The organism is Streptomyces sp. CLCI03 (genome assembly GCF_053615355.1).
The window spans coordinates 7,367,738-7,393,281 of the sequence record NZ_CM132132.1 but is presented as its reverse complement, the minus strand read 5'-3'; the positions used below and the strand labels follow the sequence as shown (position 1 = coordinate 7,393,281).

The window sequence follows — 25,544 nt, the reverse complement described above, 5'->3', positions numbered from 1 at the left end:
CTCCCGATCCGGGGCGGCGCACGAGCGAGGAGCGACACGTATGACACGTCGGGTGCACCAGCCACTGGAGAACCAGGAGTTCGACTTCATCCTCTCGATGACGACCGGACCCGTTCTCGCGTACTTCTGCGGCACCTGGCCCAAGGCCGTCGAGGCGTGCCGCGCGATGGACTCCGTCGTCGGAGAGCTGATCGAGGAGTACGGCACACGGTTCACCGCCGTCCGCACCGACATGACCCGCTGCCCCGAGCCGACCAGGCGTTACGGGGTGACGGGCGCACCGACCGCCGTACTCATCAAGGACGGCGAGGCGGTCGCGAGCCAGGCGGGACCGATGACGCGCGAGGAGTTCCGCGCGTTCCTGGACGCACACCTCTGAGCCCGGGGGTTCAGAGCAGGGTGACGGCCCGGCGCTCCAGGGCGAGGGCGCCGTCCACCAAGGCGGCGAGCTCGTCGAAGAGGGCCCGTCGCCCGGGGGCGTCCGCGTCCGGGTCGGCCGCGCGCGCCAGTTCCGCGAGCCGGGACCAGTTGCCGGCCGCATCGCGGAACAGGGCGGCCGCCTCCGGTCGTCCCGCGAGGTCGAGGAAGTCCGCGTAGAGGGGGCGGGTGGCGCCGGGAGCGGTCCATTCCTCCTCCAGGCACGCGTACAGCCGTCGGGTCCCCGCGAGGAACGCCTCCGGGGTGCCGAACCGGCGCTCCCAGCCGGTCCTGGTACGGACGTCGCGCAGCTGGGCGGCGAGCTTCTCCATGCCCGAGAGGCCGAAGTTGACGTCGAACCTGTTGCCCAGCACGGGCCCGGTGAGGCGCGCGGCGGTGGCGGCCACGGCCCCGTCGATGTCGGGGGATCCGACGGCGGGGCCGGTGGGTACGAGCATCCGGTGACGGCCCTTGCGGTGGCCGGTCCAGGCCTCGCCGAACTCCCGCTCCGCGATCCGGTAGGGGGCCGGGGCCCCGTCCTCGACGTGGAGGATGTCGCCCTCGTACCCGGCGAGGACCACGGTGTACGGATCGGCTCCGGCCATCGCGTCCGGGATCCCGCCGTGCCAGGGGAGCCGGGACCGGTCGACGGCGCAGAACACCGGCCGGCCCGCGTCGAGGGCGGTGTGCACGCGGTCCCAGCGGGGGCGGGAGCTGTGGGTGATCTCGTAGGGGACGCCGAGCCGGTCGAGGGCGGCTTCCACCCAGGGGTCGGGGTGGGCCTGAGCCACGATCGTCAGCAGGGGTGGGTGCCCGGCGTACTCGAAGACGAAGTACATGAAGCCGATGCCGCCCGCGAGGCCCGCGACCAGTTCCTCCTCGTGCACGCTGCCGAGCGCGTGCCGGACGAGGGAGCTCTCACGGTGCCGCCCGGTGCCGAAGTCTTCGTAGAGGAGTCCGTTGGGCTTCGGCAGGGGTGCCTGCTCGGTCATCGGGCCAGCGTAGCGGCGGGGGCCGACGACCGGACTTCCTGTACAGTTGTCCAGAAAATACCGACCGGTATACCGGTCGGTACGTCGCCCCGCTCACCGAGCACACCGATCCGCACACCGAACCCGAGAAGTGGAGGCGGCCATGCACACGGTCGCTCAGATCCTGATCGGCCTCGTGGCCGCCCTGCACGTGTACTTCATGGTGCTGGAGATGTTCCTGTGGCAGCGGCCCCCGGGACGCGCGCTGTCCGGCTTCGACGCGGACACCGCCCGCCTCACCGCGCCGCTCGCCGCGAACCAGGGCCTCTACAACGGCTTCCTCGCCGCCGGCCTGGTCTGGTCGCTCGTCATCGACTCGCTCGCCACCCAGATCTTCTTCCTCGTCTGCGTGATCGTCGCCGGGGTCTACGGGGCGGCCACCGCCAACCGCCGGATCCTGGTGGCCCAGGCCCTGCCCGGGGCCCTCGCCCTCGGCGCGGCGCTGCTGGCCTCGTGAGCCCGGAGGAACCCCGTACGAAGGACCCGCGCGCGGAGGACCCCCGTACGGCCCGGACGAAGGGGCGGCTACGGACGAGCCTGCTGGCCGAGTGCGCCGACCGGCCGCTCGCCGAGGTCAGCGTCTCGGCGGTGGTCCGCCGGGCCGGCGTCGGCCGGGCCACCTTCTACCTGCACTACGAGGACCTCACCGCGCTGGCCGTGGACGCGTGCGCGGACGTGGTGCACGCGGCGGTCGACGCCCTGCACGCCTGGCAGACCGGCCCGTCACCGCTCCCCCCGGCCCGGCCCCCCGCCGCGCTGGCCGCCTTCCTGGCGGAGGCGGCCGGCCGGGCGCCGCTCTACCGGACCTTGCTGCTCCCGGGCGGCGACGGCCCGCTCGGCAGGCGCCTCCACCGGGAACTGCGCGCCCGGGCGGTGGCGGAACGCGCGGCGGTGGGCGCCCCGCACCCCGAGCTGGTCGGGTCGGCGGTCGCCGCCGCGTTCACCGGCGTCCTCGCGGACTGGCTGCACGAGGACATCCGAGCGGATCCGGAGACCCTGGCGGACCACCTGTGGCGGCTGCTGATGGCCCTCCACCGCGCGATCGGGCCCGGCGGTGGACCGAATCCGGCGCGGACGCGGTAGCGCGGGCGCCCGGGACGCGCGAAGCCCCGCCGGGCGGACCGGCGGGGCTTCGCGTCACGGGCGCGGCCCGTGAAGTGGACTACCTGAGGGGAACCACCTTCTCGGCCTGCGGACCCTTGGGCCCCTGGGAGACGGAGTACTCGACGCGCGCGTTCTCCTCCAGCGACTTGAACCCGGTGGTCTCGATCGCGGAGAAGTGCACGAACACGTCGGGGCCGCCGTCGTCCTGCTGGATGAAGCCGAACCCCTTCTCCGAGTTGAACCACTTCACGATGCCTGTTGCCATCTGGCTGATCCTTCACAACGTTCCACTGCGGGCCGCACACGCGGCCGTCTCGATCCTGCCCAACGGTCCCCCGGAGCACACGCTGAACGCGGCCGACCGGGGCAAGCCGTACATTCGAACTTCTGGCCGCCTTGTCCGCGAAATGAGGGAGCGGATCATCCGGGAGCCCTTCGAGAAGCCCTTCAGGAGGCCTTCGGAGGGCGCTTCAGGGGTCGCTTCGGGAGGGCCTCGGAGCCCACGTGTTCACGCGCCGCCGTCCGCGGCGGGCAGCGACGCGGTGGTCGGAGACGGCAGGGCCGCCGCGCGGGCCCGCCGCGGTCCTCCGGCCCGGCAGCCCAGGCAGTCGGCATGCCCCGCGTGGGCGCCGGCGTCCCGGACGCGCCAGTCCCAGTCGGCCTCGGGCCGGGGTCCGCTCGGCTTGCCCCATCCGGCGAGATGCAGCACCCAGGTGACGATCCCGGCCACGACGACGACGCCGAGGCCGAGCCAGATCCCGGGGAACCAGGCCGCGCACACGGCGGCGCCCGCTCCCGCGAAGCCCAGCAGGGCCAGGGTGGTCCCGGTCCAGCCGGCCACCGTGTGGCCGAGGTCTACGTGGCCGTGCGCGCTCATGATTCTCCCTGGTCCGACCTTCAGCAGTACGCTCACGAGAGCGGGAAGCTTATTTCGCGAGGTAAGCATCTCACTCACTAAGTAACTTAGATCCTAAGGAGTATTTGGGTGCAGGGCAAGACCCGCCCCCCGGCCACGGCCGGCGAGGCGATCGCGCGCATGGACCAGTACGTCGCCCTGGGCATCGTCGGCCAGCAGGAGGTGGCGCAGCTGCTCGGGCTCAACGTCACCGACCTGACCTGCCTGGGACACATCCTGGGCGCCGGGGAGACCCCGCTCGCCGCCGGCGATCTCGCCGGACTCCTCGACCTGACCACGGGAGCCGTCACCGGGGTGCTCAACCGCCTCGAACGCGCCGGGTACGCGCGGCGCGTCCCCGACCCGGCCGACCGGCGCCGGGTCCGGGTGGTGGCCGATCCCATGGCCGCCGCGCGGGTCATCGCCGTGTACCAGCCGATGTACGACCGGCTGGCCACCCTCTTCGCCGACTACACCCCCGACGAGATCGCCGTGATCGCGGACTGGTTCGGCCGCGCCGCGGTCGAGATCCGCGCCCACTGTGCCCAGGTGCGGTCGGGGGAACTGACCGCCGGGGAGGTTTAAGGCCCCGCTGGTACCATGGGCGGTTGACCATCTTCTTTTCTTCCCTCCCCTTCTTTCTGCTTCGAAAGGTCCTGCATGAGGAATCCGTCAGCTCATGGGCGCTTCGGTGTGAAGGGCGGTGCCAAGGCCGGTGCCCGAACCCCCGCCAAGGCCGCCCGGACCCTCGGCCCGCAGGGTGAGTTCACGATGCACGCGCCGAAGGAGCCCGCGCTCGCGCCGGTGAAGTCCTTCGCCGAGCTCGACCTGCCCGCCCAGCTGGTGGAGACCATGGCCTCGCTGGCCGTGACGGAGCCGTTCCCGATCCAGGCCGCGACGCTCCCGAACGCGCTGGCCGGCCGGGACGTCCTCGGCCGTGGCCGGACGGGCTCGGGCAAGACCCTCGCCTTCGGCCTGGCACTGCTGGCCCGTACCGCGGGGCAGCAGGCGGACCCGAAGCGGCCGCTGGCCCTGGTCCTCGTACCGACGCGCGAGCTGGCGCAGCAGGTGACCGAGGCGCTGGAACCGTATGCCGCGGCGCTGAAGCTGCGGATGGCCACCGTGGTCGGCGGGCTGTCCATCGGCCGCCAGGTCAGTTCCCTGCGCACCGGCGCCGAGGTCGTGGTGGCCACCCCCGGGCGGCTCAGCGACCTGGTGGGGCGGCGGGACGTACACCTGGAGCGCGTGAAGATCACCGTGCTCGACGAGGCCGACCAGATGTGTGACATGGGCTTCATGCCGCAGGTCACCGAGATCCTGGACCAGGTGCACCACGCGGGACAGCGGATGCTGTTCTCGGCGACCCTGGACCGGAATGTGGACCAGCTCGTCCGGAAGTACCTGAAGGACCCGGTCTCGCACTCCGTCGACCCGCAGGCGGGCGCGGTGTCCACGATGGACCACCACGTCCTGCACATCCACGCGGCCGACAAGGTCTCGGCGGCGACCGAGATCGCGGCCCGGGACAACCGGGTGCTGATGTTCCTCGACACCAAGCACGGGGTCGACCAGTTCGTGAAGCACCTGAGGGCCATGGGCGTACGGGCGGAGGGCCTGCACAGCGGCAAGTCGCAGCCGCAGCGCACCCGGACCCTGGCGCAGTTCAAGACCGGGGCCGTCACCGTCCTGGTCGCCACGAACGTCGCGGCGCGCGGCATCCACATCGACGACCTCGACCTCGTGGTCAACGTGGACCCGCCCGCCGACCACAAGGACTATCTGCACCGGGGCGGCCGTACCGCCCGGGCCGGCGAATCCGGCCGGGTCGTCACCCTCGTCACCCCGAACCAGCGTCGGGACATGGTCCGCCTGCTCGCCGACGCCCGGATCCGGCCGACGATCACGCAGGTACGGTCCGGCGAGGCCGCACTGACCCGCATCACCGGCGCCAAGGCTCCCTCCGGGGTCCCGCTGGCGGGTTCCGCGCCGACCGACGCCAAGGGCAAGCCCTCGGGCTCGGACCTGGCCTTCCGCGGCATCGGCACCCGCCCGGGCCGGGGCAAGGAGTCCCGCAAGACGATCGAGGCGCGTCAGCAGGCCGAGGCCCGCCGTGCGGCCCGGGTGCGCCGCGGCATCTGACCCGGGTACGCCTGCCCCGCGTACGCCTGCCCCGCGTTCCCCGGACCGGATCCGGTCCGGGGAACGCGCCGGCCTGCGGTGTCAGCCCCTGCGGCGGCGGTTGCGCGCCACGATCGCGCGGGTGACCACGGGCGGGAGCAGGTCCTTGGCCAGCTTGCGCCAGCGGGCACCGGGCCTGGGCGGGGCGGGCCGCTGCGCGGCGGCGGGAGCGGGCGCCGGAGCCGGTTCCGCCGGCGGCGCGGGGTGCAGAGGCTGCGGGGGCGCCGGTGCGACCACGCCCTCGTCCCCGATGCGTACCAGGGGGCGTCCGTCGATCACGTCCACACCGTGCCAGAGGTCGCTGCGCCCCTCCAGCCACGCGAGCAGGGCAGCCTGGTGGGGCTCCGGATCTCCCCAGGTCGCGTAGAGCTTCGAGCCCGAGACGCAGATGGGGTGCAGGTCGCCCGTGACCACGGCGCTCCAGACGGCGGCCGCGACGCCGGGGCAGTGCTCGGAACGGTAGTCGTCGAAGACCACCACCGCGTCCGGGGTCGCGACGAGACGCGAGGACGCGATGTCCGTGGCGACGTGCTCGTAGAGGTGCGAGGCGTCGACGTGCACGAACCGGCAGCTCGTCGGCTTGACCCGGTCGGCGACGACCGAGGTCGGGGCTTGGATCAGCGTCGGCAGCGCCTCGTGGAAGGCCAGGTAGTTCGTCTCGAAGCCGCGGCGCGTGAGCGTGGGGTAGGAGCTGCGGTTCTCCGCGACGTTGAAGTCGTCCGTCGCGGGCGAGTCGAAGAGGTCACAGACGGTGAACTCCTCGCCGGGCCGGAGGTACCGGCCGAGGAAGATCGCGCTCTTGCCCATGAAGGCACCGAGCTCCAGCAGGTCACCCAGCTGCTCCTCGTCGCTGTTCTGACGTGTCAGGAACCAGTCGAAGAGCACTTGGTCGTACGCCGAGAACCAGCCTTTGACCTCCTCGTACGTGGTGGGCACGGGCGGGGTCGGCTCACCGTCGGGGGTCGTGACGGAAGCTTGTGAAACGTGCGGCACGGAGAGTCGTCCTCCAGCGAAGTGGCATCGATTTTCACGCTGATACCCGGCCGGGTAACGGCACCTTACGCCCTGGATCGACGCGTGACGAGATGTAAACGCGATCATCATGTGATTCCGGTTTCCTGTCCGTCCTGTGCTACGCCCTCGGCGCTCGGGCCGATGGCGCGACGCGCGTGCGCCGGGTCCGAGCGGTGGCCGCCGGCAGGTGCCGGGGCTCGTACAGGTCCGGGGCCCCGCCGCGGCTCTCGGCAACTGCGGTGCGTGGAGCCGGAGATGGGTGACCGCCACGCACTCCGCTTGCGCGTCCGATCAGCGGCCGGTGTCGCGGGAGGATCCCTTCAGGCGGCCCGGTCAGCCGACGGGCTTGCCGTCCTCGTCGTCCTCGTCGGCAGCCCGGTAGTGGTAGGCGTTCCACCAGTCGTCGTCCTCGTCCGTCAGGTCGTCGTCGCCCTCGCCCGGGTCGTCGACCTCATACACGACACCGTGCCATCCGCGGTCGTCGTCGGCGCTCCGGCGGACGCGCTCCCGCTGCCGTTCGTCCAGCGCCGCGAGCGCGGGGTGCACCTGCTTCCGGGCGTGGTCCCCCAGCGGGTCCTCGCAGGCCGTGCGCGCGCGGATCGCCCGGTCGGCGCCTTCGGCGAAGCCGAGCGCCGCGAGGCTCGCGGCGGCCACCGCGGAGGCGGCCCACTCCCGCGGGCCGTGCGGGTACGCGTGCAGCAGCAGGACGCCCGCCACGCACCAGAAACCGACCAGCAGGACGATCCCCACGCACCCGCAGCAGTCCAGCAGCCGCCCCCGGTCATGCGTCGGCGTCCGCGGGATCCGGGTGATCCGGGGCAGCAGGGCGTCCCGGTCCCGTGCGTACGCACTGCGCCCGATCAGGTACTCCGTGTCGTACCGGTCGATACAGCCGATCGACACCGGCTCGGGGTCGTACCGGCGTACGGCGTCCAGCAGAGCGGCGGGCAACGGGTGGCCGGGCGGCGTCCGACCCGGGTCGCGGCCCGCGTCGGTCAGCCGCGCCGCCCCTTCCCCGTCGATGTCGAGGTACCCGCCGAGGAGCAGCTCGGCCGCCGCCGCCTCGATCTCCTCGGACCTCAACTCGGCGGCGTGGTACGGCTCCAGTTCCAGGCCGGAGACCAGCCGGAGGACGGCACGCCGCAGCCGTGCCCGACGCCACCACCGCAGGCCGATGACCGCGTACACGGCGGCGGCCACGGTGAACGCGGATACGGCGAGGAGGAGTTGGAACACGCCCCGAGGCTACGTCCGCGACCGGCGGGGCGAACACGCAATATTCCGGTACCTGGCTCGGGTCGGACCTGCTCCTCGGCCGTCTTCCCGAGCAGGTCGAGGAATTCGGTGCGCGGGTGGGACCATGGCTCCGTGGTGACGGACGCACGGTGGGAGCGGATTCGGGAAGGCCTGGTCTTCGGGCAGGTGTTCAGGGGCACGGTCGTCAAGGTGCCGCGTCCCGGTGCGATCGGGATCGTCGTGGACATCGGCCTCGATGTCGAAGGCTTCGTCGACGTCCTGCTCCTGCCGCGACGGAGCGAGTCCTGGCCGACCGAAGGCGCGGTCGGCGACTTCGAGATCTGGTGGGCGGACGACCGGAAACAGATCCGGCTGAAGCCTGTCGACCCCCGGTACCTGAGGGCCGACTTCGCGGACTTCGCCGCGAAGACCCGCCCCGGGTGGCCGTCGGACATCGGTCGCCCGGTCCGTTCACCTGAACCACCGTCACCCGACGCGACCGACGCTCCGCTCCGGGACCGGGCGAACGGCTGACCGGACCCCGGTCCGCCGTTCAGAGCCCGGTGCCGCGCCGCAGGCGTTCGGCGGCCGCGTTGCGGACGCGGCGGGTGCGGGCGTCGGTGGCCAGCAGGGCCAAGGCCTCGTACGAGGTCAACAGCCGGGCCGCGGTGCGCTGGCACCAGTCGGAGGCGGCGGTGAGCTCCTCGGCGGACCAGGCCTCGCCGCGGGTGACGGCCTTGAGCAGGTTCCACTCCCGCAGCCGGCGCTCGGGGAAGGCCCGGCCGGCGAGGGCGGCGGCCATGGCCCGGGCCCAGGCGGGGAACTCCTCCTCGGCCAGCAGTTGCACGGCCCGCCGGTCCAGATGGGTGACCACCGCGCTCTCGGCCATCACCCGGTCGGGATCGCGCAGCACGGCGGCCACGACCTCCGCCTCGGCCTGCGCGCCCGCGCCCGGGCCCGGGCCCGGCGCCGCGGCCAGGGCCTCCAGGTGGCGGGCGTAGCGCCAGTGCTCGGGAGGCTCGTCGGCGTCGGGGCCGTTCATCGGGGGCCGCGCCGGTATGCCGGTGGCGGGTCGCTGCCCGTCGTTTCCTCTCGCCATGGCCCCCATTCCACACGACCTCCGTCGGCGGCCGACGGTCAGGGTGCCGTCAGGGGCCGTTCAGCGGTGCGGCGCCCGCATCCAACGCTCCGCACCGACCGGTCGGTGGCCGCCGCCCCGGGAGGTCCGTACGCCGCGCGCGTGGCCGTCAGACCTGCTCGAAGTGGAAGGACTTGATGAAGCAGTCGCGGGGCTGACCGATCGCGAAGAAGATGCAGTCCACGAGCGACTGCGCCGTGAGCGGGTCCTTCGCCGTGCGCGGCGCGCCCTCCCAGGACTCCGAGAGCGGGTCGTGGTTCTCGAAGTCCGGCGGGTAGAGGGAGATGACGCGGACGCCCTGGTCGCGAAGCCTGCGGGAGAGGATCTCGGTGAAGCCGGCCTGCGCGCTCTTGGCGGCGTAGAAGGCGGCGTGGGCGTCGGACCGGTGGTGGCCGGTCTCCCCGCAGCCGGAGACCATGGTGACGATGTCCGGCCCGGCCGACTTCAGGAGCAGTGGGAGGAAGGCCTTGGTGGCCAGGACGGTGCCGGTGGCGCCGGAGGCGAGGGTGTCCGCCACGTCCTCGTCGGAGGCGGACAGCAGGTCCGTGCCGTGCTGGTAGCGGGAGCCGTTGTTGACGAGCACGTCGATGTGGTCGGCCCGGGCGGCGACCGCGGTGGCGAACTCCCGTACGGAGGCGGGGTCGCTGAGGTCGCAGGCGTACGCGTGGACGCGGTCCGCGGCGTGACCCTGGGCGCGGATCTCCTCGCGGACGCGTTCGGCGGCTTCGAGGGTCCGCGCGGAGAGGTGCACCTCGGCGCCCCTGCCGGCGAATTGGAGGGCGAGGGTACGCCCGAAGTCGCGGCCGGCGGCGGTGATGACGACGCGCTGGTGTTCCCGTGGCATGTCTGCGCTCACTCCCGCTCCGGATTCGTGGTCCGTACACATGATCTCAGGTGCGTGCGGAGGTGGCTGGGGCGGGGGCGGGCCGGGGGCAACCGCGGAGAGCCGGGCCGTTCGGGCGACCGGGGCGCGGACGCTGACGCGTACCGACTCTCCGCGTCACGCCTCAGGCCCCGCCCGTCTCCGGATCCCCCTCCTGGTCCGCCTCCGGCAGCGGAGCCCCGGTCTCCAGCAGGGTCTTGAGGCTGGACGCGAGCATCGGCCAGGCCCGGCCGCACATGCCGATCAGGGTGCCGCCGGGTTCGAAGTCCTCGTGCAGGATGGTCAGCCGGGCGAGGGTGTCGCCGACGGGCTCGATCTCGTACGTCACCTTCGTACGGCGTTCCTTCGCCAGTTCGGCCCGCAGTTCCTCGCCGATCCCGACCGAGGCCGCCCACTGCGGGGTGAAGGTGTGCCAGGTGTAGGAGAGCAGGCGGTCCGGGACGCAGTCGAGGACCACCTGTTCGGGGTCGCTGGTCCGGGCCCCCCGCTCGACCCAGTCCATCGGCGAGCCCACCGCCCAGTCGGTCTCGAAGCTCAGGCCCCAGTACCGGCGGGTGAAGGCGGGCTCGGTGAGGGCCTGCCAGACCCTGGCGGGATCGGCCTGGATGTACAGGGTGTAGGTGATCGCGCTGTCGCTCATGGCCCCATGCTGCGGGACCGCGGACCGCGGACGCCGGATTTCCCGATCATGGCGGTGGTAGCGGGGCGGGGCCGTACGCCGCACCTACCCCGGTCGGTGAGGCGCCCGGTCCGTGGTCGGTCCACGTGGAAGGCGAGCCCGCACAGCCCGAGGCCTGCCCGCGCCGCGGCCCGCCAGGCGCGGAGCGGGCCGTCCAGGACGCTTTCGCGGGGCTCGGAGTCCAACCAGAGCTGCCCCTGCGCCCGCGCCCGCTCCTGCGGGTCCCATCACCTCACCGCCGGGTGCCCTCCTCGGGGAGTTCGGTGGGTGGGGTGCGGGTGGGGGCGGGGAGGCCGAGGCGGGTGCGGGCGGCGTGCACCGCCGCGAGTTCGTCGTCGCCCGCCCGCCCCCAGTCGCTCAGTTCACGGATCTGTTCCGGCGTGGCCAGCAGGCGCGCGTACTCCGGGTCCGCGGCCGGTGGCAGGACAGTGATGCGGGCCGCGATGCGGGCATGGACACCCTGCTCGCCGTGCCGGTAGCCGAGCGGGACGGCGTCGCGCGTGGAGCCGGCCGTCGGGGGCGGGAGGTGCGCGGCGCCGGTGGCCCGGGAGATCAGCAGCAGAACCCGGCCGTCGGGGGCGAACAGCCAGGCCGACAGGTCCTGTACGGGCAGCCACTCCGGGACCGGGCCGGGGTGCCAGGCGCCGAGCTGCGGGATCCGCCGGGTGCGCAGGACCCCGAGCCGGTCGAGGGCGGTCGGCGCGGTGGGGCGGCCGTCCTCCAGCAGGGCGGTGCCGGAGCCGTTGACGCGGGCGCGCAGGGCGGACAGTGCGCGGCGGGCGTCGCCGGGGTCCATCACGTCGGGCAGGTCGGCCGGTTCGGCGAAGTGGATGCCGGTGATCTCCTGGGCCGGGAGGCGGACGGCCTCGATCCGGTCGGGGGTCCAGGTGCCGCCGTCGTAGACGTGCAGGATCTCGCCGGGGAAGCGCATCTCGGGCGGGAAGCCGGGGGTGTCGGCCGGGATCCAGTCGACGGCGAGGCCGCGCGGGTAGCGGCCGTCGACACCGAGCTCCTCGCGCAGCTCACGGGCGGCCGCCGCGGACGGCGCCTCTCCGGCGTCCACGGCCCCGCCGGGGAGCAGCCGGTCGGAGCGGTAGTCGACGCTCTGGACGAGGATCCGGCCGCGGGTGTCGGTGACGAGGACGACGGCCGCGGTCCAGACGGCGGCCCGCGAGGCCCCGTACTCCGCCGGTGTCATCCAGGTCCCCGTCCGCTCCCGCTCGTCCTCGTCGATCGCGCCCTGGTCGGTCAGCTGCGGCATCGGACTCCGTTCACCGTGGGTGGACCCGCCGGACTGTGCAACAGCGGGCACGGCCCCCGGGTTACGGCGACCGCCCCACCCTCACCGACACCCCGCGCCTTTACCGTCCCTATACCTCCTTATTACTTGGTTATGTGTGTCCTGGTACGTTCCGGATGCGGACTGGCGGTGTGAGAACCGTCGGTCCGACCAATGCGGACGGACCCGGGAGAGACCTCTACATGCGAGACCCGTTGCACCCCGCGCGACCACGTGACGTGCGGCGCGTGACGGGCCCCGCCGCGAGGGCGGCGGCCGCGGGGTCCGGCCGGCTCGCCGGAGTCGACGCCGTACGCGGCCTGGCCGTCCTCGGCATGTTCGCCGTGCACGTCGGCCCCGGCCCGGAGCCCGAGGGCGCCGGATACCTCCTCGTCGCGGCGGACGGACGCGCCCCGGCCCTCTTCACCCTGCTCGCCGGCTTCTCCCTGGTTCTCGCCCAGCGCGGGCAGGACCCGGCGCGGCGCCCGGCGGGCTGGACGCGCCGCTGGCGTCCCCTGCTGATCCGGTGCGCGCTGCTGGCCGTACTCGGGCTGTCGCTGGCCTCGTTGTGGCCCGGGATCCTGGTCATCCTGGCCTTCTTCGCCGTGTACTTCCTGGCGGCCGAGCCCTTCACCCGGCTGTCCACCCCGGTGCTCACCGCCGTGGCGGCCGCGTCGGTGGTGGTGGGACCGCTGCTGTCGTTCCTGCTGGGCCCGGTGTTCGGCTACGAGGTCTCCGGGCGCGGCCTGGTCCCCGAGGCCGCGGACCTGGCCAGCTGGTCCGGGCTGGGCCGCGTGCTGCTGGAACTGCTGGTCACCGGGGCGTATCCGCTGGCCACCTACTTCCCGTACGTGCTGGTCGGGATGGCCCTCGCCCGGCTGTGCGACGTGCGGGTGCGGTCGGTGGCCCGGCGGATGGCGGTGTGGGGGACGGTGGCAGCCGTCGCCGGGTACGGTTCGGCCTGGCTCGCGAGCCATGTGTTCGGCGCCCGGCAGCGGCTGCTGGAGGCGATCGCCGTCCATCATCCGCAGGCCCTGTCCGCGGCCGATCCCGTACGGGAGGTCCTGGCCGGCCAGTACGGCGCCGTGCCCAGCACCTCCTGGTACTGGCTGTTGGTCGCCGACCCCTACAGCCAGACCCCGCCCGAGACCCTGGGCAACGCGGGCGTCGGCTGCGCCCTCATCGGCCTGTGCGCGCTCGCGGCCCGGCACGCGGTGGGCGTGCGCCTGCTGCGGCCGCTCACCCTGCTCGGGGCGATGGCCCTGAGCGCGTACGTCGTCCACGCGCTGGTGCTGGCCGGTCCGGCGCACGGCGCGGCGTCCTGGTCCGCCTGGTTGGCCTTCAGCGTCGCGGCTCTGGCCCTGACCTGGGCCTGGCAGCGGATCTGGGCCGACAGCCCGCTGCGCCGGGGCCCGGTGGAACACGTGCTGCGGCTGGCCACGCGCGTGCGCGGCCCGGCCTGAACGCGCGTCATCACCCGTGCGTGTGACGGGGTTCGGCTCGTACGGCGCCGGTACGGCAGGCTGGGCGGATGCAGCTGCGCCACGCCCTGCCCCTGACCCTGCCTCTCGCCCTTGCCGCGCTCGTGTTGACCACCGGGTGTGTGACGGTACGTCCCGCCGCTCCCCCGGACGCGCCACGGGCGGCATCCGCGGCGGACCGTACGCAGGCCGGGCGATCGGCACCCCTCGCCCTGCCGTTGGGCCCCCTGCCGACAGCATCCGAACCCGCCTCACCTGCCTCGCCCGCATCATCCGTGTCACCCGTCTCGACCGTCCGGCCCGCGCCGCCCTCGGTCCCGGAGGCCGGGCCGGCACCCGTTCGGGCCGCGGCCGAGCGGCCGCATCGCCCGCGCCGAGCCGAGGCGAAGGCCCCGCACCCCCGGCGACCCGACCGGCGGGCGAAGCCGGCGGCGCCCTCGAAGCCCCGCAAGCGGCCGCCGACGGTGGCGAAGCCCCGCCCCGCGCCGCAGCGTTCGTACGACATGTCCGCCCTGTGCGAGGCGGCCGAGGGCACCGTGCACCCGTCCATCGTGGCCCTCTGCCGCTGAGCGCGTCTCGGCCCGTCGCACGGTTCGGTCATGCCCTGGCAGGCCGCGGGGATACCCTCGGAGCCGCGGAGCGGACGACACGGGGAGCCAGGAGCATGTACCACGCGGGGCCGTCGGCGGTGGACGCCGTACGGGCGCTGAAGGAGCTGGCGCGCGAGCGGCCGGACGAGCTGGAGCTCTTCGAGGGTTTCACGGACGCGGAGTTGGACGGTTGGGCCGTCCCGGTGCCCGAGGAGGTACGGGTCGTTCTGCGGGAGATCGGCGGCCTGGAGACCGAGGACCACGAGTACCGCTTCGGGCCGCGCGGCCGTGAGGTGTTCACGGACGGCTGCTGGACCCTGGGCGAGACGGACTTCGGGGAGGGCTCGCTGATCGTGGGGGTCGGGGCCGCCGGCTGGGGGCCGGTCGTGGCCGTCAACCCGTGGGGGTCCGACCCGGATGTCACCGTCGAGGCACCGGACTTCACCACATGGCTCGCCGGGTTCGCCGAACGACTCGCGGACGGGGTCGCGGACCGGCCGAGAGGCGCGTTCTCCGTACCGGCCACCTCCACCGTCGCACTCGCCGAGGCGGATGAGCCGGGCGAGGCAGGCGAGGCGGATCAGGCGGGTGGGGCAGGTAGCGGGGTCGATCGTGAACTCGCCGCCCTCGTCGGCCGCGGCGACCCGCTCACCGATCTCGTCGACCTGCACGGCCTGCCGGGCTACCCGTGCTCCGTGGACTGGGAGCCGTACTTCTCCACCGTCCACAACACCGCCGACACCGGAAGCAGCGAGGTCCAGTTCGAGATCGTCGGTGAGGGGCGGGCCCTCCTGCTACGCAGCGTGGTCAGCGGGGACTCCTCGGCCGGGCCGTACGCCGCCACCGCGTGCCGGCCGACGCCGCCCGGCGTGCGGTCGCCGAGCTGCGGGAACTGGCCGACAGCTGCCCCGGCCTCGTCGAGCTCGAAGCGGGCTGCGCCGACTCCGACATGGACGGCTGGTCGGTCCCGGTCCCCGAGGACGTCCGGACCGTGTTCCGGGAGATCGGCGGGGTGGCGATCGCGGGACTCCCGGCGCTGCGCCTGCTGCCGGGGGCGCCCGAGCACGCCGTGGACCCCGAGCTGCACCGCATGCTGGGCGGCGACGGGTCGTACTGGCCGCTCGCCCGGATCGTGCACGGGCGCGGCCACGCGCTCGCGCAGATCCGCATCGACCCGGCGACCGGCCGCTGGGGGTACGTCGTCTCCGTGCCCGGCGACGGTGAGAGCCTGCGGACGTACCCGGAGTTGGCGCTTCTCGCCGAGTCCCTGCCGGACCTGCTGCTGACCTTCGCGCGCCTGGCCCGGCGGGCGGCGGCGGGCCCGGACTTCGCCGCGCGGATGGCCCGGGACACCCGGTGGCTGTTCCCCAACACCGGGGAGCCGTGGCCTCGGCCCGCCCCGGTCGGCGAGTGGGCCGGTTCGGTGGACCCCCTGCTCGCGGCGGCCACCGAGCTGCCGGACGGGACGCACGCGGCGGACCTGCGGGCCGTGCCGATCCCGAGCGACCTGTGCTTCTACCGGGCGGCCGGCTGGCCGTACGCGGCCCGGCTGGAGCGGCTGCACTTCGCGGCGGCGGGCCGGCTGGCCGCCGCCGTGCCGGTTCCCGGGCCGGTGCCGGTTCCCGCGTCCGTGAACGTGCCCGTCGTGGGCTGACGGCCGCGCGACCTCGGGACCGGTTCATCCCACCGGCCCCGGCCCGGCGGCCCGGGAGTGGCGGGCGGGTTCGCTTGGATGGGGCGGGCGGGGCCCGACCGGAGCCCCGTACAGCCCTCCACCTCAGGGAGTCGCCATGATGAAGATCGCCCTCTTCGGCGCGAGCGGCAGCATCGGAACCCGGGTGCTGCGCGAAGCACTTCGGCGTGGCCACGAGGTCACGGCCGTCGTCCGCGATCCGGCGCGGCTCCCGGACTCCGGGAGCGGGACCGGGGCCGGGGCGCTCGTCGTGGTGCGCGGCGATGTCCTCGATCCGGGGTCGGTGGCCGCGGCGGTGGCCGGGCACGACGTGGCGGTCAGCGCCTTCGGACCCGGCCGCGGGGACCCGGCCGCCCTGGTGACCGCCGCGAAGTCGCTGATCGGCGGGGTGCGCTCGCTCGGTACCGATGCGCCCGCGCCGCGGGTGGTCGTCGTCGGCGGGGCGGGGTCGCTACGGACCCCCGCGGGTCCGGCCGTCTGGGACGAGCCCGGTGTTCCGGAGCCCGTCCTGGCCTTGATGCACGCCCACGGGGACGCCCTGGACTTCCTGCGGAGCGTGCCGGTCGAGGAGGTGCGCTGGACCTGTCTGAGCCCGGCCGCGCAGATCGGGCCGGGCGAGCGGACGGGCACCTACCGGCTGGGACTCGACGACCTGGTGGTCGACGAGGAGGGCCGGAGCCGGATCTCCACGGAGGACTTCGCCGTCGCCCTGGTCGACGAGATCGAGCGGGACGCGCACGCGGGCCGGCGGTTCACCGTCGCCCACTGAGCGCCCGGCAGGGCGTTGCGGGGAACGTGCGGGGACCCGTACGCGACGTGCGCGACGTGCTGGAAGGCCTATATGGGTGGAGGCGGCCGCTCAGGTTACCTACAGTGACCAGGCACCCGATGCCGAGCAGGAGCGGATCATGCGCATCCACTATCCCCGTACGCCGCACCTGCCCTGGTCCCCCGGGGCCACGGCGGACGACGTCCGGGCCGTCGGACCGGGAGCGCTGGCCGGGCGCGAGGTCGTCGTCACGGAGAAGCTCGACGGGGAGAACACCACCCTGTACGCGGACGGCCTGCACGCCCGCTCCCTCGACTCGGCGCACCACCCCTCGCGGGCGTGGGTCAAGGGCCTCCAGGGCCGGATCGGCCCCGGGATCCCGGCCGGTTGGCGGGTGTGCGGGGAGAACCTCTACGCCCGGCACTCGATCCCGTACGAGGACCTGGACAGCTGGTTCTACGGCTTCTCGGTATGGGACGGGGAGCAGTGCCTCGACTGGGACCGGACCGTACGGTTCCTGAGCGGCCTGGGCGTGCCCACCCCGCGCGTGCTGTGGCGGGGCGTCTTCGACGAGCGCGCGCTGCGCCGGCTGAAGCTCGACACGGCGCGCCAGGAGGGGTACGTCGTACGGACGGTGGCCGGTTTCGCGCGCGAGGACTTCGGGCGGTGCGTGGCCAAGTGGGTGCGGGTCGGCCATGTGCAGACGAGTACGCACTGGATGTTCGCGCAGGTCGTACCGAACGGGCTCGGTCCGGCGGCCCCGTTGTGGGCCGTGCGCTCGGGGGCCGAGGCCGACGTCCCGGGCCTGCTCGCCGCGCTCGGGCCGAGCGGCACCGACGCCCCCGACACCGCCGGTGTCGCCGACGCGGAGGAGGTCGCCGAGGCCGTGGCCCGCATCGACGGGGCGGGGCGGACCGGGGAGGACCGGTTGGCCGGAGTCCTGGCCGCCGTGCTCCACCGCGAGCCGCGGGCCCGGATCGCGGCGCGGCTCGCGGCCGGCCCGGTCGGGATGGGACTCGCACGACGGGTCTGCGACCTGGTGGGGCTGTACCCGTACCTGCAGCAGCCGTTCCCGGACGAGGACCGGCGGGCCGGCCAGGTCCGGATGGCCGCCGCGGCCGATCTCGGCGTGCTGCACGCGCTCGCCGGGGCGCTGGCGGACGGGCCGGCGGCGCGGGAGTGCGTGGAGTGGTCCGCGCTGTGCGCCGAGGAGGCGGGGTTGCTCGGCCCCGATCCGCTGGAGGCGCTGCGCGGCGGGCTGAGGGAGGCGCTCGCCGGGCTGGACCCGGAGGCCGCGGACCGCTGCTGGGCGGAGGCCCGGCGGGCGTTCGGGCAGGGCAGGATCTCGGGATCCGCGGTGGAGGAAGCCGTGGCGGCGACCTGGAAGTGGCGCGAGGGAACGTTTCCCCGACTGGTGCAGCTGTGCGGGCCCTCGGGCAGCGGGAAGAGCACCTTCGGCCGCGAACTGCCCGGCGTGGACACGTACATCGGCCTGGACGACCTGCGCACGGCCAGGGGGTCCCGGGCGGACCAGGGGGCCAACGCCGAGGTGTTGAGCGAGGGCCTGGACCGGCTCGACGCGGCGCTCGCCAGGGGCGGGACGGTGGTGTGGGACGCCACCTCGCTCACCGACCAGCAGCGTGGCCTGGCCGGTTCGGTCGCCCGGCGCCGTGACGCGCTGGTCACCCACGCCGTGGTGCTGGTGGAGGAGGCGGAGCTGGTGCGGCGCAACGGCGTGCGCCCGCATCCGGTGCCGGCGCAGGTACTGGCCGCGCAACTGCGCCGGTTCAGCCCGCCGTACGCCGGTCAGGCGCACCGTACGTGGTACATCGGTGCGGCCGGCGTCGTCGAGGACACCGCCGGTGGCCTCGCGGCCGGGCCCACGGACACCGGACGGCAGCGGGGACAGGCACAGCGGCGGGAACAGGGACGGGGGGCGTACTGATGCGTACCAGCGAGGAGCTCTACCACCAGGTCCGTTGGGACTCCCGGTTCGATCCGGCGCGGTTCGTGCTCGGGCTGCTCCAGCGCGGGGCCGCGCCGAAGCGGGTCCCGCTGCCTTCCTTCGTGCCCGGCGGCGACATCCCCTGGCACCGGGTGCTGTTCGTCGAGGCGGACGGTGAGCTGGTGTGGGACCGGGCCACGGGCGTGGACCGGATCGACGTCACCTCGGCGGGCCGGGTCCGTGATCCGCGCCTGCTGCGGGCCCCGTTCTTCACCGCGCGGACCCCGCACGCGTGGGACCCGGCGGGCGGCGGCGCCTGGCGGCCCGCCGAGCCGGTACCCGGCGGCGGGGAAGGGAACGGGAACGGGGACGGAACGGCGGCCACCGTCTCCTCGGTACGGCTGCTGACCTGGAACACGCTCTGGGACCGGTACGACGCCCCGCACATCGCCACCGCCCGGCGCCGGCCGCTGCTGCTGGCCGATCTCGCGGCCGCCGATGCCGATGTCATCGCGCTGCAGGAGGTCGAACCCGAGCTGCTCGGGATGCTGCTGGCGGCGCCGTGGGTACGGGCCTCCTACACCCTCGGTACGGATCCGGGCGGCCGGGACGTCGACGCGTGCGGGCTGCTGGTGCTCAGCCGGCTGCCGGTGCGGGAGGCGGGCATGCACCTGTTCCGCCCGCACAAGGCCGTCACCGCCGTCACGGTGGACACCATGGCCGGCCCACTGGTCGTCGCGAACACCCACCTGACCAGCGACCACACCGAGAACGGGCACCTGCGGCGGGAAGCCGAACTCGCCCGGCTCGCGGAGGGGCTCGGCGGCATCGAGGCCGGGGTGGCACTGCTGGGCGACTTCAACGACGGCCGGCACGGCGCCGAGGGGCCCGCCGCCGCGCTGGGCATGCGGGACGCCTGGAGCGACGTACACGGGGCGGCGGACGACACCCCGACCTTCGACCCGACGGCCAATCCGCTGGCCGCCGTGGGCTCGCTGTCGGGCCGGGCGGCCCGACTGGACCGGATCCTGCTGCGGTGCACGGCCGCCCGGGTGGCGCGGGCGGCGCTGCGTGGCGACTCGCCCGCCCCGGAAGGGTTGTTCATCTCCGACCACTTCGGTGTGGAGGCGACGGTGGAGTTCGGGGAGCCGGGCGGCGCGCCCGCGCGCCTCGACGTGCCGGCGACCGCGCGGACGGCGGTGGCATGGCTGCCGCCGGCCCTGCCGGAAGCGGTACGGGAGCTGCGCCGCACGCTCGACCCGCAGGCCGGGCGGTGGCCCGCGCACGTGAACCTGCTCTTCGGATTCGTCCCGGAGTCCTCCTTCGCCGAGGCGCTGCCGCTGCTGGCGGAGGTGGCCGCGGCGACCGGGCCGTTCCCCGCCCGGCTGGAGGGGGTGCACAGCTTCGGGCACCGTGAGGACGCCACCGTCTGGCTGGATCCGGCGGCGGCCGGTGAGGCGCCCTGGCAGGAGCTCCGGCGCTCGCTGGCGGAGCGGTTCCCGGGCTGCCGGGGGCGGACGGGCGAACAGGGCGGCTACACCCCGCATCTGACGCTGGGACGCAGCCAGGACCCGCAGCGGGCGGTCGCGGCCTTCGCGGCGCGGCTGGGCGGCCCGGTGGTCGCGCGGGTCGGGGAGGTGGCCGTGCTCTCGCGGCGCGGGGACGGGCCGATGCGGGTCCGGGCGACGGTGGCACTGGGGACGGGCGAGGTGCGCTGGGAGCCGGAGACGGTCGAACGGCCCGCGCCCGCGCCCCGGGACGGGGCCGCCGAGTCGGTCACCGCGCGCATCCGTGCCGCCCTCGGCGACGGTCGGGTGCACACGGCGGGGTCGCGCCGTATGGGCTGCGCGCTGCCGGAGGCCGATCTGGACCTGGTGGCGGCGTTGCCGGGCGGTCCGGCCGAGGTGGCGCTCGTACGGGACCGGGTGGCGGCGGCGCTGCCGGAGGCGGGGCGGTTGCGCGAGGTGACGGGGGCGCGGGTGCCGGGGCTGCGGTTCCGCGTCGGCGGGCTGTCGGTGGATCTGGTCACGGTGTCCACCGGCGGGCTGGATCCGGCGGACGCGGTGGCCCGGCGGGCGGAGCTGGGCGAGGCGGCGGCGCTCGCGCTGAGCGCGGTCGGTGACGCGGATGCGGTGAGGGAACGGGTGGGCGCGGAGCGGCATGCCGCGTTCGCCGGGCTGGCCCGGCGGGTGAAGGCATGGGCGCGGGCCCGGGGGCTGGACTCGGCTCCGTTCGGGGGGCTGCCCGGGTTGGCCTGGGCGGTTCTCGCGGCGCGCACGGTGGAGGAGGTCGGGGCGCTGCCGCCCGACGCCCTGCTGCGCGAGTTCTTCGGCAGGTGGGCCGCCTGGGACTGGCGCGAGCCCGTGTCGTTGTCGGGGGCGGATCCGGGTGCGGCGGCAGGCGGGCCGGGTGCCGCACGGTACGGGCCGGGTGCGGTCACGGTCCTGACCCCCTCGGAGCCGGTGCGCAGTTGTACGGCCCAGGTCGGGCCCGGCCTGCGCGACCTGCTGGTCCAGGAGTTGTACGCGGCCTGGGAGCTGCTGGAGTCGGGTCCCGCGGACCGCGTGTGGGTCCCGGGGCCGCCGCCGCTGCACCGTCGGCACGCCGCTTGGGCGGTGGTGACCGTACGGGCGGCCACGGAGGGGGAGTTCGAGGCGACCCTGGGTCGGGTGCGCGGACGACTGCGGTCCCTGCTCGGGTCGTTGGAGGAGGCCGGTGTCGCGGACGCGCACGCCTGGCCCCGCCCGTTCGAGTCGGGCCCGGCCCTGGCACGCTACGCGATCGGCCTCGGCTCCACTCCCCCGGACGCGACGCGCCTGGCCGCCCTGGTCGGCCCCTGGCGCAGCGGACTGCCGGGGGTGGAGGTCTCCTGGGCGGCCGGCGGTGAGGTGCCGGACCTGGCGTGACGGGTCGGGTCACGGGCCACGGCGACGACGGCCGCGGGCACGGGCACCGGCACCTGCACCGACACCGGCGGCAGGACGGGTCAGATCTCGATGATGATCTTCCCGGCGGTGTGCCCGCCCTGGCTCAGCTCGAAGGCGGCCGCCAGCTCGCCCAGCGGGAAGGTCTTGGCGACCGGCACCTTCAGCTGCCCGGCGTCGGCGAGCCGGCCCAGCTCGGCCAGATCGCTGCCGACCGGTCGGACCCACATCCACTCGCCACCCGCCCCGAGCACACTCGGGTCGGCGATGGAGGCGTGCCGTCCGTCGTCGTGGAGGACCTCCCGGGTGACGGCGCCGACACCGCCGACGAAGTCCGCGACGACCGTGGGGCCGTCGGGCACCAGGGCCCGTACCCGCGCGGCGAGTCCGTCCCCGTACTCGATGGGCTCGGCGCCCAGTTCCCGTACCCGGTCGTGGTTGCGCGGGGACGCCGTGCCGATGACCCGGGCGCCCAGCGCACGGGCGATCTGCACGCCGAAGGAGCCGACACCGCCCGCGGCGCCGTGGATCAGGACGGTGTCGTCCTTGCCGGTGCCGAGGCGGGTCAGCAGCTGGTAGGCGGTGAGCCCGGCGAGCGGGAGCCCCGCCGCCCCGGCCCAGTCGAGCGAGGCGGGCTTGTGCGCGAGGGCGCGTACGGGCACCGTGACGAACTCGGCGAAGGTCCCGCCGTGCACGTAGTCCTTGCGGGCGTACGCGATGACCTCGTCGCCCTCGGCGTATTCGGGGGTGTCGATGCCGACCCGCTCGACGGTGCCGGACACGTCCCAGCCGGGCACCACCGGGAAGACGACGTCCATCAGGGGGTCCAGCCCGCCCGACATGATCTTCCAGTCGACGGGGTTGACGCCGGCGCACCTGACCCGGACGAGCACCTCACCCGGTCCGACCTTGGGCATCGGCAGCCGGGTCTCGGAGAGCACCTCCGTCCCGCCGTACGTCTCGTACGCCATCGCCCGCATGGTTTCCTGGCTGCTCCGGCCCGACTGGGACATGTACCCGACCTCTCCGTGTGCTGGTGGAACCCGCCCCCGGTTCATCCCACCATGCACGAAGCGCCCGCCCCACGAGGTGGAGCGGGCGCGGCGCGGCGCGGCGTCGCCGTGCGTCGCACGGCCGACGCGGGAGGGTCACTCGTACTCGGTGCCGCCCTTGCGCGTCAGGTACGCCGGGCTGACGGCCTTGGCGATGGCCCGGCCGCCCACGACCGGGCTGTAGCGCTCCGTCGACGGTCGGATGACGACGCCCTCGCGCAGGTGCACGGCCTTCCCGGAGACGGTCTCGCGGCCGCTCGCCAGGTCCAGCACCGTGTCGAGGTCGTACGGGCCCTCGTACAGCCGTGGCACCAGCGGAAGCTCACCGTCCGTCAGGACGGCGACCGGGTCCAGCCAGCGCGTCTGCCCGTCGATCTCGGCGGAGACGTCGAAGACGGCGAGTCCGGGCGGCGCGTCGGCGGTGCGTACGTCGGTCCCGTACGAGAGGTCCTGGACGCCCTTGCCGTACACCTCGCCGAAGATCCCGACCCGGGTCGCGCCGAGGCGGTCGGCCAGGGCCGCGGCGACGGCCGGTACGTCGTGGCCGCGGACGGCCCGCCAGTAGAGGTTGCGCTCGTCCTCCTTGAGCGCCAGTCCCTTCGAGCCGAACCCCTTGGAGGAGACGTAGGACCGCTCACCCTCGACCACGTACGTGAACAGGCAGGCGGTGCCGTGCAGTTTCTCGGTGAGGACGACCGGCTCGCCGGGCTCGAAGATGTGCGGGTAGCGCTGGAGGTTCTCGATGTCGACCCACGGCATCAGGTCGGCGGCGGCCTCGACGTCGCCGCTCATGGTCGTGGGTATGGGCGGGGCCCATTTGGTGATGCCGAGCAGCTCCGCGAAGTCCGTCTCCTCCTTGGCCGCCAGGGCCAGGTCGACGTCGGCGAGCGCGCGTGGCCGGCACACCAGTCCTTGCGAGAGTTCGCCGCGGAGCCGGACCGCTTTGACCCGGTCGGCGGAACCGCCGGCGAGCCGTCCGGTGAGGCCGAGCTCCTCGATCAGATCCGCGGGCAGCACGGCCTGTTCGGGGATGTAGATGGCGAACTCGCCCGTCCGGTAAGCCCCCTTGGCGATCACGGCGCGGTAGAGGCCCACCTGGGCCAGTTCCAACGCGTCGGCGTTCGGGTGCTCATGGACGGTCAGTTCTTCGGCGGTCACGCGCAAGGTCGACATGGGACGGCTCCAACGGTGGTCAGGGACACGGACGACGCCCGGTGGTGCGGCGCGTCGGTGACGACCACTCTGCTGCTCGCCATTTCCGCTGGTCCAGCGATTATCACGGTGCTAGCCTGCCCGCCCCGCCCCGGCGCCCCACGACCCACGCCCGACGACCCACGACCCACGACCTTCACCCGACGCTCCACGTTCGGTGTTCCATGTGCCATGTTCCGCGTTCCATGTCCCGCAGGAGGCTCCCATGTCAGCTCGCCCGGTCACCGTCGTCACCGGCGGCAGCAGAGGCATCGGTGCGGCGACCTGTCTGCGGCTGGCCGCGAACGGGCATGATCTGGCGCTCGGTTACACCCGTGACGCGGCGGCGGCCGAGGCCGTCGCCGAGCGGGTCCGTGCCGCCGGCGCCCGCTGTGTGACCGTGCGCGGTGACGTGTCCGAGGAGTGCGCCGTCGAGCGGCTCTTCGACATCGCCGGCGCCGAACTCGGCAGGGTGACCGGGCTGGTGAACAACGCCGGGGTGACCGGCCAGCTGGGCCGGCTCGCCGACGCCCGCACCGAGGACCTGCGGCGGGTGGTGGAGGTGAACCTCCTCGGGTACCTGCTGTGCTGCCGCCGGGCTGCCCGGGACATGGCGGAGGCCGACGGCGGGGCGATCGTGAACGTCTCCTCCACGGCCGCGACCCTGGGCAGCCCCGGGGAGTACGTGCACTACGCGGCGACCAAGGCGGCCGTCGACGCGCTCACGGTGGGGCTCGCCAAGGAGCTCGGTCCGGACGGGATCCGGGTCAACGCCGTGGCACCGGGCATCATCGAGACCGACATGCACGCGGCGATGGGCGATCCCGACCGTCCGGCGAAGGCGGCGGCCGGCATCCCGCTCGGTCGGCCGGGCCGGCCCGACGAGATCGCCGGGGCGATCGCCTGGTTGCTCTCCCCGGACGCCTCGTACACGACGGGCACGGTGCTGCGGGTCTCCGGCGGCCGCTGATCGAGGCCGGGGCCGCCCGTCCAGGACTCAGATCCCGTGCCCCTGGCTGAACACCACCATGAAGAGCAGCAGCGCGACGGCGGTGAGGCAGGAGCGTGCGAACGCCGTCGCCACACTGTGACCGTCCGGCCGGGGGCGGCGGCGCGGGCACCGGTCGAGGCTCAGCGCATCGCCGCCTGGGTGGCCGGGCCATAAACGCCCGGGGAGTCGCCCTTGATGGAGCGGTCGCGCTGCAGCTGACCGACACCGCGCTTGGTCTGGCTGTCGTAGACACCGGTGACGGAGACGTACGTGAACCCCTGCCGGTACAGCAGCTCCTGCAGGGCACGTACCTCGGGGCCGGTGTCCCCCATCCGCAGCGTCCCGGCGGAACCCGACGGGCCCGAGGCCGAAGCACTGGGCGAGGTCGGCGGCTTCGCGTCCTGGCTCGCGGAGGCACTCGGCGCTCGGGAGGGCGTGGGAGAAGCGGAGGCGGCGGAGGACCGTGCGGACGCGGTCGGCCGGGGTACGCCGACCTCGACGCCGGAGTTCGGGTTGTGCCCCCGAAGCATCGGTACGGACAGCTCGGCGGGCGCTCCGGCCCGCGGCGGATGCGCTTCGGGACCGCTCAGCAGGAGCACCAGGGCGCCCACCGCGGCGAGCGACAGCAGGGTGAGGACGGCGAACGGGAGCCGACCGCGCCGGCCACGGGCAGCAGTCGGGCGCGGAGCCGCGGCGCCGGCGGCCGCCGGGACCTCGGATGCCTGAGCGTGCGCCGGGCCGGGGAAGGCGAGGGGGCCGGCCTGCGGCCAGGCGGGCACGGTCGACGGGGGCGGTGGGCCCGAGGGGGCGACGTACGGGCGTACGAGCAGGTGGTCGTCGGGGACGATCCCGCTCTCATCAGGGTCCTGGCGCATGGTGGTCTCCCGGCGGGGACGGGGGCCGGCGCGGCGGTGCGGTGCCGGCCCCCACCCGGTCGGTCAGGCTCCCTGCCGCCGGGCGGCGGGAGCCGGGGCTGCGGCGGCGGGGGCGCCGGGCAGACCGAGGATGCCGTGGGCGCTACGCGTACCGTGGGTGCCGCGTGCCGGAGAACCGC

The 25,544-nt window shown here is 74.3% G+C and carries 25 protein-coding genes; 12 read left to right on the top strand and 13 right to left on the bottom strand.

All coding sequences use genetic code 11. From position 1 onward, the window contains the following. Positions 1 to 40 precede the first annotated feature (40 nt). Positions 41 to 379, top strand: coding sequence for a thioredoxin family protein (locus ACWG52_RS34010; RefSeq protein ID WP_389806925.1), 339 nt, complete (start codon positions 41 to 43; stop codon positions 377 to 379). Positions 380 to 389: 10 nt separating this feature from the next. Here the strand turns inward: ACWG52_RS34010 and ACWG52_RS34005 are convergent, their stop codons facing one another. Further along, positions 390 to 1,409, bottom strand: coding sequence for a BtrH N-terminal domain-containing protein (locus ACWG52_RS34005; RefSeq protein ID WP_453126827.1), 1,020 nt, complete (start codon positions 1,407 to 1,409; stop codon positions 390 to 392). A 142-nt stretch (positions 1,410 to 1,551) separates the two neighbouring features. Here ACWG52_RS34005 and ACWG52_RS34000 point away from each other — a divergent pair, with 142 nt between their 5' ends. After that, positions 1,552 to 1,905: a DUF1304 domain-containing protein gene (locus tag ACWG52_RS34000; protein ID WP_389806927.1), complete on the top strand. Its 354-nt coding sequence runs from the start codon at positions 1,552 to 1,554 to the stop codon at positions 1,903 to 1,905. Then, positions 1,902 to 2,531 carry a TetR/AcrR family transcriptional regulator gene (locus tag ACWG52_RS33995; protein WP_389806928.1) on the top strand — a complete coding sequence of 210 codons (630 nt, stop codon included), beginning with the start codon at positions 1,902 to 1,904 and terminating at the stop codon, positions 2,529 to 2,531. Before ACWG52_RS34000 ends, ACWG52_RS33995 begins: the two co-directional genes overlap by 4 nt. A gap of 79 nt (positions 2,532 to 2,610) precedes the next feature. Here ACWG52_RS33995 and ACWG52_RS33990 read toward each other — a convergent pair whose 3' ends face one another. Beyond that, positions 2,611 to 2,817, bottom strand: a complete 207-nt coding sequence (locus ACWG52_RS33990; protein ID WP_033213830.1) for a cold-shock protein — start codon at positions 2,815 to 2,817, stop codon at positions 2,611 to 2,613. 243 nt (positions 2,818 to 3,060) lie between these two features. Further along, positions 3,061 to 3,429 (bottom strand): HGxxPAAW family protein, encoded by a 369-nt coding sequence (locus tag ACWG52_RS33985; RefSeq protein WP_389806929.1) that lies wholly within the window; start codon positions 3,427 to 3,429, stop codon positions 3,061 to 3,063. A 108-nt stretch (positions 3,430 to 3,537) separates the two neighbouring features. On the opposite strand from ACWG52_RS33985, the gene ACWG52_RS33980 reads away from it, so the two are divergent. Next, on the top strand, positions 3,538 to 4,032 hold the full coding sequence (locus tag ACWG52_RS33980; RefSeq protein WP_389806930.1) for a MarR family winged helix-turn-helix transcriptional regulator: 495 nt from the start codon (positions 3,538 to 3,540) through the stop codon (positions 4,030 to 4,032). A gap of 75 nt (positions 4,033 to 4,107) precedes the next feature. After that, positions 4,108 to 5,586, top strand: coding sequence for a DEAD/DEAH box helicase (locus ACWG52_RS33975; protein ID WP_078908897.1), 1,479 nt, complete (start codon positions 4,108 to 4,110; stop codon positions 5,584 to 5,586). An 81-nt stretch (positions 5,587 to 5,667) separates the two neighbouring features. On the opposite strand, the gene ACWG52_RS33970 is transcribed toward ACWG52_RS33975, so the two are convergent. Continuing rightward, the gene (locus tag ACWG52_RS33970) at positions 5,668 to 6,618 is read right to left on the bottom strand and encodes a class I SAM-dependent methyltransferase (RefSeq protein WP_390136313.1); all 951 of its coding nucleotides are present in this window, start codon (positions 6,616 to 6,618) and stop codon (positions 5,668 to 5,670) included. Between the two features lie 354 nt (positions 6,619 to 6,972). Then, on the bottom strand, positions 6,973 to 7,875 hold the full coding sequence (locus ACWG52_RS33965) for a hypothetical protein (protein WP_389806932.1): 903 nt from the start codon (positions 7,873 to 7,875) through the stop codon (positions 6,973 to 6,975). Between the two features lie 132 nt (positions 7,876 to 8,007). Here ACWG52_RS33965 and ACWG52_RS33960 point away from each other — a divergent pair, with 132 nt between their 5' ends. Beyond that, positions 8,008 to 8,409, top strand: coding sequence for a hypothetical protein (locus ACWG52_RS33960; protein ID WP_389806933.1), 402 nt, complete (start codon positions 8,008 to 8,010; stop codon positions 8,407 to 8,409). A gap of 19 nt (positions 8,410 to 8,428) precedes the next feature. On the opposite strand, the gene ACWG52_RS33955 is transcribed toward ACWG52_RS33960, so the two are convergent. From ACWG52_RS33955 to ACWG52_RS33940, 4 genes are all read right to left on the bottom strand, one after another. Continuing rightward, positions 8,429 to 8,974, bottom strand: a complete 546-nt coding sequence (locus tag ACWG52_RS33955; protein WP_389806934.1) for a hypothetical protein — start codon at positions 8,972 to 8,974, stop codon at positions 8,429 to 8,431. A 148-nt stretch (positions 8,975 to 9,122) separates the two neighbouring features. Then, positions 9,123 to 9,857, bottom strand: coding sequence for an SDR family oxidoreductase (locus ACWG52_RS33950; protein WP_389807368.1), 735 nt, complete (start codon positions 9,855 to 9,857; stop codon positions 9,123 to 9,125). A gap of 163 nt (positions 9,858 to 10,020) precedes the next feature. Further along, positions 10,021 to 10,536 carry an SRPBCC family protein gene (locus ACWG52_RS33945; RefSeq protein ID WP_389806935.1) on the bottom strand — a complete coding sequence of 172 codons (516 nt, stop codon included), beginning with the start codon at positions 10,534 to 10,536 and terminating at the stop codon, positions 10,021 to 10,023. Between the two features lie 271 nt (positions 10,537 to 10,807). Next, the gene (locus ACWG52_RS33940) at positions 10,808 to 11,836 is read right to left on the bottom strand and encodes an NUDIX domain-containing protein (RefSeq protein WP_389806936.1); all 1,029 of its coding nucleotides are present in this window, start codon (positions 11,834 to 11,836) and stop codon (positions 10,808 to 10,810) included. A 266-nt stretch (positions 11,837 to 12,102) separates the two neighbouring features. Here ACWG52_RS33940 and ACWG52_RS33935 point away from each other — a divergent pair, with 266 nt between their 5' ends. Further along, on the top strand, positions 12,103 to 13,317 hold the full coding sequence (locus ACWG52_RS33935) for a DUF418 domain-containing protein (protein ID WP_389806937.1): 1,215 nt from the start codon (positions 12,103 to 12,105) through the stop codon (positions 13,315 to 13,317). A gap of 1,290 nt (positions 13,318 to 14,607) precedes the next feature. Here the strand turns inward: ACWG52_RS33935 and ACWG52_RS33930 are convergent. Continuing rightward, a complete protein-coding gene (locus ACWG52_RS33930) occupies positions 14,608 to 14,769 on the bottom strand; it encodes a hypothetical protein (RefSeq protein WP_453126821.1) in 162 nt (53 codons plus the stop codon). A 3-nt stretch (positions 14,770 to 14,772) separates the two neighbouring features. On the opposite strand from ACWG52_RS33930, the gene ACWG52_RS33925 reads away from it, so the two are divergent. The 4 genes from ACWG52_RS33925 to ACWG52_RS33910 all read left to right on the top strand — a co-directional run bounded on the left by ACWG52_RS33925 (position 14,773) and on the right by ACWG52_RS33910 (position 21,238). Beyond that, positions 14,773 to 15,579, top strand: coding sequence for a hypothetical protein (locus ACWG52_RS33925; protein WP_453126819.1), 807 nt, complete (start codon positions 14,773 to 14,775; stop codon positions 15,577 to 15,579). A 136-nt stretch (positions 15,580 to 15,715) separates the two neighbouring features. Further along, entirely contained in the window at positions 15,716 to 16,387 is a 672-nt protein-coding gene (locus ACWG52_RS33920) for an NAD(P)-dependent oxidoreductase (RefSeq protein ID WP_389806939.1), read from the top strand. A 139-nt stretch (positions 16,388 to 16,526) separates the two neighbouring features. Next, positions 16,527 to 18,332: an RNA ligase family protein gene (locus ACWG52_RS33915; protein ID WP_389806940.1), complete on the top strand. Its 1,806-nt coding sequence runs from the start codon at positions 16,527 to 16,529 to the stop codon at positions 18,330 to 18,332. Further along, positions 18,332 to 21,238 (top strand): poly(A) polymerase, encoded by a 2,907-nt coding sequence (locus ACWG52_RS33910; RefSeq protein WP_389806941.1) that lies wholly within the window; start codon positions 18,332 to 18,334, stop codon positions 21,236 to 21,238. Before ACWG52_RS33915 ends, ACWG52_RS33910 begins: the two co-directional genes overlap by 1 nt. 80 nt (positions 21,239 to 21,318) lie before the next feature. Here ACWG52_RS33910 and ACWG52_RS33905 read toward each other — a convergent pair whose 3' ends face one another. Both ACWG52_RS33905 and ACWG52_RS33900 read right to left on the bottom strand, forming a co-directional pair. Then, positions 21,319 to 22,236 carry an NADP-dependent oxidoreductase gene (locus ACWG52_RS33905; RefSeq protein WP_389807370.1) on the bottom strand — a complete coding sequence of 306 codons (918 nt, stop codon included), beginning with the start codon at positions 22,234 to 22,236 and terminating at the stop codon, positions 21,319 to 21,321. 168 nt (positions 22,237 to 22,404) lie between these two features. After that, the gene (locus ACWG52_RS33900; protein ID WP_389806942.1) at positions 22,405 to 23,481 is read right to left on the bottom strand and encodes an RNA ligase (ATP); all 1,077 of its coding nucleotides are present in this window, start codon (positions 23,479 to 23,481) and stop codon (positions 22,405 to 22,407) included. A 244-nt stretch (positions 23,482 to 23,725) separates the two neighbouring features. On the opposite strand from ACWG52_RS33900, the gene ACWG52_RS33895 reads away from it, so the two are divergent. Further along, entirely contained in the window at positions 23,726 to 24,469 is a 744-nt protein-coding gene (locus ACWG52_RS33895; protein ID WP_389806943.1) for an SDR family NAD(P)-dependent oxidoreductase, read from the top strand. Positions 24,470 to 24,630: 161 nt separating this feature from the next. Here the strand turns inward: ACWG52_RS33895 and ACWG52_RS33890 are convergent, their stop codons facing one another. After that, the gene (locus ACWG52_RS33890) at positions 24,631 to 25,365 is read right to left on the bottom strand and encodes a peptidoglycan-binding domain-containing protein (protein ID WP_390166728.1); all 735 of its coding nucleotides are present in this window, start codon (positions 25,363 to 25,365) and stop codon (positions 24,631 to 24,633) included. Positions 25,366 to 25,544: the final 179 nt, after the last annotated feature.

What these genes read in the sequence shown, in the direction of transcription:
- ACWG52_RS33890 (WP_390166728.1), bottom strand. Translation starts at nt 25,365, where the DNA reads ATGCGCCAGGACCCTGATGAGAGCGGGATCGTCCCCGACGACCACCTG.
- ACWG52_RS33910 (WP_389806941.1), top strand. Translation starts at nt 18,332, where the DNA reads ATGCGTACCAGCGAGGAGCTCTACCACCAGGTCCGTTGGGACTCCCGG.
- ACWG52_RS33985 (WP_389806929.1), bottom strand. Translation starts at nt 3,429, where the DNA reads ATGAGCGCGCACGGCCACGTAGACCTCGGCCACACGGTGGCCGGCTGG.
- ACWG52_RS34005 (WP_453126827.1), bottom strand. Translation starts at nt 1,409, where the DNA reads ATGACCGAGCAGGCACCCCTGCCGAAGCCCAACGGACTCCTCTACGAA.
- ACWG52_RS33990 (WP_033213830.1), bottom strand. Translation starts at nt 2,817, where the DNA reads ATGGCAACAGGCATCGTGAAGTGGTTCAACTCGGAGAAGGGGTTCGGC.
- ACWG52_RS33940 (WP_389806936.1), bottom strand. Translation starts at nt 11,836, where the DNA reads ATGCCGCAGCTGACCGACCAGGGCGCGATCGACGAGGACGAGCGGGAG.
- ACWG52_RS33975 (WP_078908897.1), top strand. Translation starts at nt 4,108, where the DNA reads ATGAGGAATCCGTCAGCTCATGGGCGCTTCGGTGTGAAGGGCGGTGCC.
- ACWG52_RS33920 (WP_389806939.1), top strand. Translation starts at nt 15,716, where the DNA reads ATGATGAAGATCGCCCTCTTCGGCGCGAGCGGCAGCATCGGAACCCGG.
- ACWG52_RS33945 (WP_389806935.1), bottom strand. Translation starts at nt 10,536, where the DNA reads ATGAGCGACAGCGCGATCACCTACACCCTGTACATCCAGGCCGATCCC.
- ACWG52_RS33950 (WP_389807368.1), bottom strand. Translation starts at nt 9,857, where the DNA reads ATGCCACGGGAACACCAGCGCGTCGTCATCACCGCCGCCGGCCGCGAC.
- ACWG52_RS33955 (WP_389806934.1), bottom strand. Translation starts at nt 8,974, where the DNA reads ATGGCGAGAGGAAACGACGGGCAGCGACCCGCCACCGGCATACCGGCG.
- ACWG52_RS33900 (WP_389806942.1), bottom strand. Translation starts at nt 23,481, where the DNA reads ATGTCGACCTTGCGCGTGACCGCCGAAGAACTGACCGTCCATGAGCAC.
- ACWG52_RS34000 (WP_389806927.1), top strand. Translation starts at nt 1,552, where the DNA reads ATGCACACGGTCGCTCAGATCCTGATCGGCCTCGTGGCCGCCCTGCAC.
- ACWG52_RS34010 (WP_389806925.1), top strand. Translation starts at nt 41, where the DNA reads ATGACACGTCGGGTGCACCAGCCACTGGAGAACCAGGAGTTCGACTTC.
- ACWG52_RS33895 (WP_389806943.1), top strand. Translation starts at nt 23,726, where the DNA reads ATGTCAGCTCGCCCGGTCACCGTCGTCACCGGCGGCAGCAGAGGCATC.
- ACWG52_RS33905 (WP_389807370.1), bottom strand. Translation starts at nt 22,236, where the DNA reads ATGCGGGCGATGGCGTACGAGACGTACGGCGGGACGGAGGTGCTCTCC.
- ACWG52_RS33915 (WP_389806940.1), top strand. Translation starts at nt 16,527, where the DNA reads ATGCGCATCCACTATCCCCGTACGCCGCACCTGCCCTGGTCCCCCGGG.